At 43.4% G+C, this 12,239-nt stretch carries 7 protein-coding genes; all 7 read left to right on the forward strand.

Going from position 1 to position 12,239, the window contains the following annotated elements; all coding sequences use genetic code 11:
• Nucleotides 1–276: 276 nt before the first annotated feature.
• The 7 genes from C5745_RS01435 to atpC all read left to right on the forward strand — a co-directional run bounded on the left by C5745_RS01435 (nt 277) and on the right by atpC (nt 12,236).
• A complete protein-coding gene (locus C5745_RS01435; protein WP_243403213.1) occupies nt 277–3,528 on the forward strand; it encodes a SusC/RagA family TonB-linked outer membrane protein in 3,252 nt (1,083 codons plus the stop codon).
• 11 nt (nt 3,529–3,539) lie between these two features.
• On the forward strand, nt 3,540–5,009 hold the full coding sequence (locus C5745_RS01440) for a SusD/RagB family nutrient-binding outer membrane lipoprotein (RefSeq protein WP_105715155.1): 1,470 nt from the start codon (nt 3,540–3,542) through the stop codon (nt 5,007–5,009).
• Between the two features lie 26 nt (nt 5,010–5,035).
• Nucleotides 5,036–6,583, forward strand: a complete 1,548-nt coding sequence (locus tag C5745_RS01445; protein ID WP_133166267.1) for a DUF5689 domain-containing protein — start codon at nt 5,036–5,038, stop codon at nt 6,581–6,583.
• A 101-nt stretch (nt 6,584–6,684) separates the two neighbouring features.
• Nucleotides 6,685–8,682, forward strand: a complete 1,998-nt coding sequence (locus tag C5745_RS01450; RefSeq protein ID WP_105715157.1) for a calcineurin-like phosphoesterase C-terminal domain-containing protein — start codon at nt 6,685–6,687, stop codon at nt 8,680–8,682.
• 30 nt (nt 8,683–8,712) lie between these two features.
• Nucleotides 8,713–10,122: a calcineurin-like phosphoesterase C-terminal domain-containing protein gene (locus tag C5745_RS01455; RefSeq protein WP_105715158.1), complete on the forward strand. Its 1,410-nt coding sequence runs from the start codon at nt 8,713–8,715 to the stop codon at nt 10,120–10,122.
• Between the two features lie 328 nt (nt 10,123–10,450).
• A complete protein-coding gene (atpD, locus tag C5745_RS01460; RefSeq protein WP_105715159.1) occupies nt 10,451–11,953 on the forward strand; it encodes a F0F1 ATP synthase subunit beta in 1,503 nt (500 codons plus the stop codon).
• A gap of 34 nt (nt 11,954–11,987) precedes the next feature.
• The gene (atpC, locus tag C5745_RS01465; protein ID WP_105715160.1) at nt 11,988–12,236 is read left to right on the forward strand and encodes an ATP synthase F1 subunit epsilon; all 249 of its coding nucleotides are present in this window, start codon (nt 11,988–11,990) and stop codon (nt 12,234–12,236) included.
• The last annotated feature ends 3 nt before the right edge of the window (nt 12,237–12,239 follow it).

The following is a 12,239-nucleotide window of genomic DNA, read 5'->3' on the forward strand; positions in this document are numbered from 1 at the left end:
GTTTTGCTGCGGTTATAATATATTTATTTACGATATTTTTGCGTATTAACTTTTTTATAATTAACATTGCATTTGAAACTGACTATTTCTCTAATAAATTAAAGAACAACAAGTAAGCCTCAAGCAGTAAGCATAATAATACGACAGAGACAGGAATATATTATGGTCTAAAACGTAAACCTTTCGTAGAGTTTCGTTTCAAGAAAAAGGACGCACGTTAAAATGACTAACACTAGTTTACACACTAACTCGAAATAATAACAAAACACACCAAATATGATGAAGACTTTACTCGACCAAAGAGCATTAAGCCGCCATATAGTTTCCAAGCGAAGTTGTATGCTACAGCTGTCTGCGCTTTTATTATTCGCTCCGTTTGCATCGGCAGATGCAAATAATACCGAGCGAATGCACATCTACCAACAGAATCAGGAACACGTAACTGTACGGGGCCAAGTGCTAGAGGCCGCTAATAGCAATCCGCTAGGATCAGTCACTATAACGAGCCAAGGCAAAACCTTAGGGACAACCGATGCTTCTGGAAATTTTTCTATTAGGGTGCCACGGGGAAACGAGGTGACATTTTCCAGCATCGGATACACCGCCCATACACAACGGATCACCGTTGGAGGAGAAATTATAATCCGCTTAACATCTGCTATGCAGGAAGTTGAAGAGGTTGTGGTGACGGCATTGGGAATAGAACGCGAGAAAAAAGCATTAGGCTATGCCGCAACTGAGTTAAAAGGGGAGCAACTTACCGAAGCGCTTCCTAATAACTGGTCAGAGGCATTATCCGGTCGCGTTGCTGGTGTAAACCTCGTTCGTTCTGGTGGTGGCCCTGCCGGGTCTAATAAAATTATCCTACGTGGGGAAAATAACTTAACCGGATACAACGAAGCTTTAATCGTAGTCGATGGGGTTGTCATATCTCACAGTAGCGGAAATCAGGTCGGCACAGGTCATGGAGCTTACCTAGGCGGCGATTCACCTTCCGATTTCGGTACAGGCATCAACGATATCAACCCAGAAGACATCGAGTCACTAACCGTATTAAAGGGTGCCAATGCAACGGCATTATATGGACAGCGCGGAGCCAACGGCGCGATTGTTATCACGACAAAGAAAGGCCGCTCAAGAAAAGGTGTTGGTGTTACAATAACTTCTAACGCTACTATGGAATCGATTTCTAGATGGCCGGATTATCAATTTGAATATGGCCAGGGAACAGAGGGGGTACGCTATTATTCGTTCTTGGCTGGACCAGATGGCGGTAGTACGCGGAGCACGAGTTCAGCATGGGGTCCCAAATTTGACGGACAGTATTATTTCCAATACGACCCCTTAACGCAAACACGTGCAACAGAACGAACTTTATGGCAAGCCTACCCGGATGAGCGCAAAAAGTTTTTCAATACGGGCACGACGTTTACAAACTCGATCAGTCTAGATGGCGGCGACGACAAAACCCAGTTCCGTTTCTCCCTTACTGACTTACGAAACAACTGGATTATTCCCAATACAGGATATGAAAGAAACAACGTTTCCCTGACGGCAAACCATAGCGTAACCGATAAACTAAAAATACAGGCAAGAATTAATTATCGTCAAAACCGCAGTGATAATTTACCTTCTACAGGATATAACAACCAATCGCTTATGTACTGGAATATGTTCTGGCAGCCTAACGCTCCTTTGGATTGGTTACGACAATATTGGCAAACCGGACAAGAAGACCAATTGCAAAACTATCCTTTCAGTAGTTTAGTAGATAATCCATTCTTGATCGTCAATGAAATGCTAAATAAAAACAAGCGCCATGGATTAACAGGTAGCGTAGAAGCATCGTATCAATTCTCAGACAACTGGCAATTGATGGCACGTACTTCCATGGATCTAAATGCAGAACAACGTAGCCAACAACGGCCATACGATACGGAGAAATTCCGAAAAGGTATGTTTCGCACACAAACAATAAACAATACGGAAATTTCCTCAGATATCATGCTAACATATAACAAGGAAATCAATGAAGATATCAAAATTAGTGTGACTGCCGGAGGAAGTAGCCTGCGAAACGAAGGTTTATTGGAACGCAATGCTGCAGATTCATTGGCCTACCCCGGTATCTATAATTTAGGGAATGCAGCAGGTATACTGGTAAGCACTCCTTACCGTTCTCACTATGCATTCAATAGTATATACGCATTAGGTACTATATCCTATAAAGATTATTTATTTGCAGATTTTTCACTTAGAAACGATTGGTCAAGTACCCTTGCATCACCGCTGAGTAAAGGGAAACCGTTCCAGTACCCATCTTTCAATCTTAGCTTTGTACTGTCCGATGTTGTGGAATTGCCTAGGCAGTTTTCTCTTGTCAAATTTAGAGCATCAGCTGCAGAAGTTGGTAGCGGTTCGATGACACCTTTCCGAACTTCTTACAATTATACGGTCGATCCTACGTTTCCCGGCGGACGATCCAACCCGACCTCCATGCCAAATCTATACTTACAGCCGTTGTCGACGTGGAGCTACGAAGCTGGTACAGATATTAATATGTTCCAGAACCGCTTTTCGCTAAACATGACGTGGTACACGGCCAAGACCTCATATCAGCATCTAACGGCCCAAGTAGACCGTTCTTCCGGTGCAAATAGTGTCCTTGTGAACGCTGGCCTCCTGCAAAACACCGGGCTTGAGATCGAATCTAGAATCGTTCCGATACGCATACAGGACGGCCTGCAATGGACGGTGAGCCCAACATTTAGCACGAATAAAAATAAGGTGCTTGAATTAACGGATAATCTAGACACCGAGATGATACTCCAAAATGGACCTGGAAGCCGCGGAACGATTCTTGCACGGGTAGGCGGCCGCATGGATGAGTTATGGGGTCGTGGCTATAAACGTGCACCTGATGGACAGATCATCTATGAAAATGGGCTGCCCGCCATTACCGAAGAGGTACAATATATCGGGCAGACCAATCCCGCTTGGCGTGTTGGATTGCATAATGAATTCCAATACAAACAGTTTCGCTTAGGATTCATGTTTGATGCTGCTTTTGGCGCCGTGGGGTACTCCCTTACTTCTGCCGTATTATCCGAGCAGGGAAAAACGAAAAACACCCTTCCAGGTCGCTATAACGGCATTATCGGGAATGGGGTTATTGACAATGGCGATGGCACATATCGTCCAAACGATGTTATTGCGACCAATGTATGGGATTACTACAATGCCCATTTAGGACGCGACAATGTAGAAGGAACATCCTATTCCACAGATTTCCTAAAGCTTCGCGAAGTACGTTTTGATTACAGCTTAAACAAGACGCTACTTAGTCGTATAGGCTTACAACGTGCGACGGTAGGTGTTTTCGGCAGAGACCTATTCATCTGGTCTGATTGGCCAGCTTTCGACCCCGAATTTGGTACACTCGGAAATGGAGAGATTACACGCGGGTTCGAATTAGGGCAGTTCCCGGCTACACGTACGTTCGGTTTTAATTTAGTAGTTGGTTTATAATAAATACTGTTATGAAAAAGACATTCATTTTTAAAACGATATATTTTCTCGCCATGGGTTTGGCCAGCATGGTCTTATCTATATCATGTAATAAGGGCTTTCAAGAATTAAATACCAACCCGAATACAAGCCCCAAAGTACAGCCCGAAAACCTGTTGGCACCGGCAATCACAAAATCCGTCAGTTATGGCATGAGCCGAGCGCAGCGTGTCACCAACGAACTCATGCAGGTAACGGTAAACATGGGGGATGGTGAAGGCAGAATATTTCGATACGACATCCGGGAAACAGAAGCGGTTTACCTTTGGAACAACCTGTACCTCCAGTTACGAAACTTTAGAGACGTCTATGAATTCGGTGAAGAACTCAACCAACCCGAGTACATGGGGATCGCGCAGATATGTGAAGCTTGGCTATTTTCCATATTGACGGATACCTACGGTGACATCCCTTTTTCCGAAGCTCTACGAGGTAAAGATCTTAACAATTTCACGCCTGCATTTGACAAACAAGAAGATATTTATCCGGCTTTGTTTGAGAAATTAGAAGAAGCCAATGAGTTGTTAGGAGGCTTAGCTCCTGATTTTAAAATTTCAGAGAATGCAGACCCGATCTTCGGTGGTAATATTAGAAAATGGCGACAATTCGGAAACTCTCTTTATCTCCGGTTAGCGTTACGCTTATCCCATAAAACAGAACTAAATACATCTGCCATCATCACCAAGATTGTAGATCAAGCGCCACTAGACTATCCTATCATGATCAGTAACGATGATTCGGCGATTCTACGATGGACAGGGTCTGCGCCATACGTATCACCTTTTGCTACGTGGCGACCGGCGGATTGGTACGCTCCTAAATCGGCTAGCTTTTTCGTTGATAATTTGAACGAAAGAAGTGATCCCCGGATAAAAACATGGTTAGCATTAGCGGGTGGAGATTATTTCGGCGTGCCGAGCGGATACCCCATTGGCCAACCTCCCGTGGCCGGTTCAACGCTTCATACGGGACTATTGTCACACCCTCTAATGGGAAATATTCTAAATTACGGCGAGCTTCAATTTATTCTGGCTGAGGCGGCAGTTAAAGGATGGGTAAGTGCTAAACCAGCCCAAACGTATTATGAAGAGGGCATCATATCCAGCATTCATCTCTGGAATCACGAAGTACCGCCCTTTTATCTGACAACAGAACTTACCGCATGGGATGATGGCTACAGCGAATATGAGAAAATGGAGCTAATCCATTTACAAAAATATTATGCTCTATTTTTTACAGATTTGCAATCATGGTTTGAATACCGCCGTACCGGACATCCGACCCTTCCAATAGGCCCAGGACATCTCAATGATGGAAAAATGCCGGCACGATTAATCTATCCGGTATATGTACAAACAGCCAATCGCGACAATTATCAGAAAGCGGTAACCGAACAGGGACCAGATAATATCAACACCTTGGTTTGGTGGCAACGACCATAATTTAGATGAATAAAAAACTTATACAGATGAAAAAGAAATTATTATACATACTTCTGTTGCCCGTCTACTTACTACTCTCCCAGTCGTGCGAGAAAAGAGACTTTATCAACGGCACTCCAAGTCCCTATATTGCCATCGAAGATCTAAGGCAGATACATAAGGGCGATGATGTACAGATGACAGCGGAGAAGCTTTCCGAAGCACATATGACAACCGGCGTAGTCATATCCGACTACGAATCAGGCAACTCACCAGAGGGTGTCATCGTGGTACAGCAGGCTCGGCCCGGTAAGTTACATGGAATAGCTCTGAAGGTCGGCAGCATCGCGTCCAATTATGGACTAGGTGACTCGATTTTGATTCGTATTCAAGATAAGCAATTAAAACGACAGGGATTTTTGCTAATCGATGGTATTAATGCATCGGATATTGAAGTCGTCGGTAGAGCATCGTCTTTTTACAGAAGGAACGTAACAGGATCCGCTATCTATCAACGTCCTAACGAATATGAAAGTACTTTAGTAAAGGTAGTCGGTGGCGAAATGTTTCCTCGCCCGGAGGCCGGACAAACATTCAACGGTGTCAAAAGAATGGTCAACGGTGCTGATACTTTAAATATTCGAACCTTAGCCTCCGCACCATTTTCAGGTATGGAGGTCCCTCGAAATATCAATGTGCAAGGTATTCTTTTAGGAGATCCTGACAAGGAGGGGATTATGGCAATATGGCCACGATATACCACTGATATTGAAGATATATCTGACCCCGAAATACCCGGTGATTTGGGCGATATGCCTCTTATATTCACCGGCTATTGTGCTGACCCGGAGGGGGGCGATGGTAATTATGAGTACATCCAACTTCGTGCAAACGCCGATATCGACTTCTCCGAAATACCGTTCTCTGTCGTTACGACCAACAACGCGGGCGGAAACCAACCAAATGCAGGTGCGCCTCCGGGAGCTGGATGGGCAACAGGCGGCATGCGTACATTAAAATTCAACTTAACTGAAGGTACCGTGAGAAAAGGAGAATTCTTCTATGTCGGAGGGCATCAGAAACGTATCAATGGAGCAAACTCTACACAAATTACCGAGCTAAACTGGATTAGAGCTATTCCTTATGCGACAAGTGGAGGGGATGGATTAGGTGATGCCAATGCCAACATATTGGCAAATAGTGGTCATCCAAGTGGCATGGCATTATTCGTTGGAACAAATATTAACGAAGCAAGCGTGCCGGTTGATCTCGTGATGTTCGGCGGGACAGGAACTGTTACAACGATCGATTCTGTCAATAACTTAGGCTATCGCGTAGCGAACAACGACCATTATAGCCCGTTCCACAGAGAGACCGGAGACGCTCAGCCGTTCTTCTCTATGGGTACCAATCAATATAGAATACCACACTTTTTGCCAGCTAACATAGGAATATTCGTACAGCTGGGAGGTGTATTTAACACGACATTGCGGAAATGGGAAACCCCGAGAGGTTACAATGGGCACATATTAACGAAACAATCTTCCGCAAGCGAACTTGAGGAAGGTGAATTCATCACGCAACAAATTGAATAGCTAAAAACGGCTCAACTTCTACAGATACCTGTCGTCATTTAGCGACAGGTATCTTATTTTTTCGCTAATTATGAATGGCTAAACTTTAATACTAACCGAAAATGAAGAAACAATACCTAAAATATACCTCCTGTCGGTCGTTACATTTATATACGCTTTTCCTTGTAATTTCATTTTTTACCTTCTCGTGTGAGAAAACAACAACAAAGCCTAACGAAGATGAAAAACCACCGGAACAGATTGACAAATTACAACTGACCGAGGTTTCCATTCCAGCCGCATTTGATATAAAAAAGGGCGCAAAAGCAAAAATAACCGGCAAGGGATACCAAGCTAACGATGTTATTGCGCTTACACCCCTAGATGAGTTAACGAAATCGTATACCATAACTGTAACAAAAATAGAAGGCGATCACATTGTCGTCGTTTTTCCCGAAGATCTCATTGAAGGACGATACACTTTGGTGGTTAAACGTGGGGAGCTAAGCCAGACATTGGGCACAACGACGTTCAATTACGTATTACGTACAGATATTCCTGATCGTGAAGGCAAAAACGTGAAAGGTGTCGTGCACATTAACGGAGAAGGCCTCGCCAATGTCGTCGTCTCTGACGGTTACAATGTTACCAAAACTAATGAAGAAGGCGTATATTACCTTAACTCCAATAAAAGAACAGGATATGTATTTATTTCTATTCCCGGAAATTACGAGATAGTCAGCACAAACAACAATCTCCCGCTGTTTTATCGTTATTTGAACGCGAACCCTAATATAATTGACACCAAAGATTTCGAGCTAAAACCCGTTGATAACGACAGCCACGTATTGCTTAGTTTGGGAGATATGCATCTAGCCGCTAGAAACGACGATCTAGCTCAATTTCATAATGGTTTTTTGAGCGATGCAAATCAACAAATAACCCACTATCAAGCACAAGGAAAGAAAGTGTATGCAATCACATTGGGAGATCTCACCTGGGAAACGTATTGGTACAGTAACAACTTTACACTGCCCGAATATGTACAACAGATCAGCAACCTCAAGGCTCCCGTATTCAATGCGATGGGCAACCATGACAACGACCCTTACTTCGCTAGTGATTGGCTCGCTGAAAATGCTTACCGTCGCACCCTAGGGCCTACATATTATTCTTTCAATCTAGGCAAAGTACATTATGTGATACTGGACAATACCGAATATGTCAACATTGGCGGATCTACAGGCAATGTAGGACAAAGAAACTATAATGCTAAAATCGCAGACCAACAGTTGACTTGGCTGGAAAAAGATTTAGCAGCAGTCAGTTCTTCAACGCCCATTATTATCGTTACACATATCCAATTGCACAACGCGCCATCGGCTAATGGAAATACACCTAACTACCGCACAAGCAATGCACAGCAGCTTGTGGACTTATTAAGCCGATTCAATGAAGTACATGTTATGACCGGCCATACCCACGTCAACTACCGGGTACCGAGGGGCGAGAAATTTATGGAACACAACACAGCGGCGATCTGTGCAACCTGGTGGTGGACAGGCCGAAACGGTTATTCCGGCAATCACATTTCTCCCGACGGTAGTCCAGGAGGGTACGGAGTTTGGGAAATGAACTCCACCAGCATCAAATGGCATTATAAATCCATCGGTTACGAAAATAAATATCAATTTCGAACCTACGATCTTAATAATGTCCATATAACTGCTGACAAATATGCCTCCGCTGCGAATAGCCAACACAAAGGCATGGTTCCCCAATATGCATTTGACTTCGCTACGGAAAACAAAAATGATGAAGTATTAATCAATATTTGGGGTTACGACCCAAAATGGAACATTTCAGTTACCGAGAATGGATCATCATTGACCGTACAGCGTATTGATTCGCGAGATCCCCTGCATATTATATCTTATGCTATGCAACGACTAAACGTAAATGCTGTACCCACTTTCAGTTCAGCAAACACATCACATATGTTTAAGGTAAAGGCGAGTGCCCCTACTACCACGTTAGATATAAAAGTAACAGACAGATTCGGCAACGTCTATTCCGAAACAATGGAAAGGCCCAAAGCATTTAATTACAGTGTGCGCTAGAATCTCTCTTACATTAAAACGATTGTTAAAATGAACAGAAGACACTTCTTAAAATCATCCGGACTCCTCATCGGCGGGCTCTACCTTTCGGGTAAAGCTTTTGCTGTCATACCCCCGCAAGATCAGGGCAAATTAGTCAAAGGACGAATTAGAGCACGCCGGAAAAATATCGCCAACGCCATCGTATCCGACGGGTACAATGTGGCCGTAAGCGACAGAAGAGGAAGATATACGTTACAGCTGCACAACAAGGCTAAACATATTTTCTTATCGAATCCATCGGGCTATAATATAAAAAACGTGGATGGTTTCGCAGCTATTTACCGTTCCCCCAACAGTGGCGCCTATAATTTTGAGCTGGAAAAAACAACCTATAACGACAATCACCACTATTTCCTCGCCCTAGGCGACCCCCAAATACGGGATAAGGAAGACGCCCAGCAATTTAAGGAAGAATCACTTCGGGACATAGCACAATTCCTCACGTCCATGCCCAAGGAAAAATTTCACGGTATCAGTTTGGGGGATTCCATTTGGGATAAACCAAAGTTGTGGCAAGATTACAAAGAAACAATAGGTAAGGTAGGCATTCCTTTCTTTCAGACGATTGGGAACCACGATAAACAGGAAATAACAGCCGATGAACCCGATGATGCTGCACTCTTTAAAGCACATTTTGGTCCCTCCTATTATTCGTTTAACCGAGGAAAAATACATTATATAGTATTAGATACAATTCGCTACACCAACATCAAACAATACGACGGCCATATCAGTGCCGAACAGCTTTCCTGGCTGGAAAAGGATCTGCAGCACGTCCCCAAAGACCGCGTGTTGATTATTAGTGTGCATATCCCTATATACAATAGTATAAAAAACCGAGACGAGCTGTACACACTTCTCGAGGGGTTTCAGCAGATTCATGTTCTTTCCGGCCATACACACAGGAACGCAAACCATGTTAATGGGCATATATACGAACATACCCATGCCACGTTATGTGGTGCTTGGTGGACAGGCCCTATTTGCACAGACGGTACACCCCGCGGTTATGGTGTCTTTGAGATAAACGGCACATCAGTAAACTGGTTTTATAAATCCATCGGTAAAGACCGCAGCTATCAATTCCGTAGCACCGTCCAAAAACTTAACGGAGGCATGAACCGCGTGATGGTTAATGTATGGAATTACGACCCCGCTTGGAAAGTGACCTGGTTTGCCGATGGCCTTGCCAAGGGCGAATTAGAACAAACGAAAGGTTTCGATGAACTGGCTGTTGCCTTATATAAAGGTAAGGAATTACCCAAGGACCGAAGGGGCTGGGTAGAACCCGGACGTACGGATCATCTATTCTACACCCAAACCGATGCTAAAACAGTGAAAATTGTGGTCATCGACCGTTTTGGCAATGAATATACGGAGGATATTCAACTTTCTTAACCGTTCAATACATTGAACTATACAAGATTGTCAATACAAGTACTGCCCCTCCCCTCAAAGATTTGAAGCGACGATTTTTATGAACAAGTGTTTATTTTGGTGTTCACGAGCTCCCGTTGATCGGTTTTTATTTCTTTTTTTGGAGTAAAATCACGAAGTGCTCATCCATACATTTAAACACAAACACTAATGGATAAAAAGAAAAATAAAATATTATCAATAAGCGTTTTGCTTTTAATAAGATATAGCTTATTTTTGCCATCCAAAATGCGGGTGTATAAAAACCATCTGCTGTAAATTGATTAATAATTATTTAGTCCCTTATAATATGCCCAATATTGGTAAAATAGCGCAAATTATCGGTCCAGTAGTTGATGTCAACTTCGCCGATAATGAGAATCTTCCTAAGATTTACGACGCCTTGTATATTGAAAAAGACAATGGACAACGCATCGTTCTAGAAGTTCAACAACACTTAGGCGAGGATCGTGTTCGTACTATCGCGATGGATGCAACTGAAGGTTTGGTACGTGGAATGAAAGTGGTTGACACTGGCGCTCCGATTAAAATGCCTATTGGTGAAGAAATCAAAGGTCGCGTATTTAACGTAGTTGGTGGTGCCATCGATGGTATCCAAGACTTGGACACAACAAACGGGCGTCCTATCCACAACGAACCTCCAAAATTCGAAGATCTTTCTACCGAAACGGAAGTATTGTTTACAGGTATTAAAGTTATTGACTTGTTAGAACCTTATGCTAAAGGTGGTAAGATCGGTTTATTTGGTGGTGCCGGAGTTGGAAAAACGGTATTGATCCAAGAATTGATCAACAACATTGCTAAAGGGCACGGTGGTCTTTCTGTATTTGCGGGTGTTGGAGAACGTACACGTGAAGGAAACGATCTATTGCGTGAGATGCTTGAGTCAGGCATTATTAAATATGGAGAGCATTTCATGGAGGGCATGGAAAAAGGTGAATGGCCATTAGACAAGGTAGACAATGAACTGCTTAAAGATTCAAAATGTACCTTCGTTTTCGGCCAGATGAATGAGCCTCCTGGAGCACGTGCTCGTGTAGCATTGTCGGGACTTACGGTGGCGGAATATTTCCGCGACGGTGACGGACAGGGTCAAGGACGTGATGTACTTTTCTTTATCGATAACATTTTCCGTTTCACGCAAGCAGGTTCCGAGGTATCCGCACTTTTAGGTCGTATGCCATCGGCAGTAGGTTATCAACCTACATTAGCAACAGAGATGGGTTTGATGCAAGAGCGTATTACCTCGACTAAAAACGGGTCTATTACATCGGTACAAGCGGTATATGTACCTGCCGATGACTTAACTGACCCTGCACCAGCGACAACTTTCGCTCACTTGGATGCGACAACCGTATTGTCACGGAAAATTGCTGAATTAGGTATTTATCCTGCGGTTGATCCATTGGATTCAACTTCTCGTATTTTGACTCCGACCGTACTAGGTGACGAACACTACAATACGGCACAACGTGTAAAAGAAATCCTGCAACGTTATAAAGAACTTCAGGATATCATCGCAATTCTAGGTATGGACGAATTGTCAGAAGAAGATAAGCTGACTGTCCACCGCGCACGCCGTGTACAACGTTTCCTATCACAGCCGTTTCACGTAGCAGAACAATTTACGGGCCTAAAAGGTGTGCTTGTTGATATCAAAGATACAATCAAAGGCTTCAACATGATTATTGACGGTGAAGTAGATGAGTATCCAGAAGCGGCATTCAACTTAGTAGGTAACATCGAAGAAGCTATCGAAAAAGGTAAAAAATTATTGGCGGAAGCCGTTTAATTACGTTATAGAAGCAAGTGTATATACTACAAACATGAAATTAACAATTATTACTCCAGATAAATTAGCTTACGAAGGTGACGCTACAGCGGTAACAGTACCTGGCAGCGCCGGTTCTTTTCAAATTTTGCAGGACCACGCTCCTATTGTGTCGACGTTGGAAGACGGAAAAGTTATCATTCGGGAAGCGCAGGGCCAAACTGTCTTCGTCATTCAAGGTGGTGTTGTAGAAGCAAAAGACAATAATATTACGGTCTTAGCGGAAGGAATCGTGGAAGAATAATAG

Origin of the sequence: Sphingobacterium haloxyli, assembly GCF_002980525.1 — a bacterium.
Lineage (GTDB): Bacteria > Bacteroidota > Bacteroidia > Sphingobacteriales > Sphingobacteriaceae > Sphingobacterium > Sphingobacterium haloxyli.

Excerpts from the sequence above, each read along its gene's own strand:
- C5745_RS01435 (WP_243403213.1), top strand. The coding sequence starts at position 277 with ATGATGAAGACTTTACTCGACCAAAGAGCATTAAGCCGCCATATAGTT.
- C5745_RS01440 (WP_105715155.1), top strand. The coding sequence starts at position 3,540 with ATGAAAAAGACATTCATTTTTAAAACGATATATTTTCTCGCCATGGGT.
- C5745_RS01445 (WP_133166267.1), top strand. The coding sequence starts at position 5,036 with ATGAAAAAGAAATTATTATACATACTTCTGTTGCCCGTCTACTTACTA.
- C5745_RS01450 (WP_105715157.1), top strand. The coding sequence starts at position 6,685 with ATGAAGAAACAATACCTAAAATATACCTCCTGTCGGTCGTTACATTTA.
- C5745_RS01455 (WP_105715158.1), top strand. The coding sequence starts at position 8,713 with ATGAACAGAAGACACTTCTTAAAATCATCCGGACTCCTCATCGGCGGG.
- atpD (WP_105715159.1), top strand. The coding sequence starts at position 10,451 with ATGCCCAATATTGGTAAAATAGCGCAAATTATCGGTCCAGTAGTTGAT.
- atpC (WP_105715160.1), top strand. The coding sequence starts at position 11,988 with ATGAAATTAACAATTATTACTCCAGATAAATTAGCTTACGAAGGTGAC.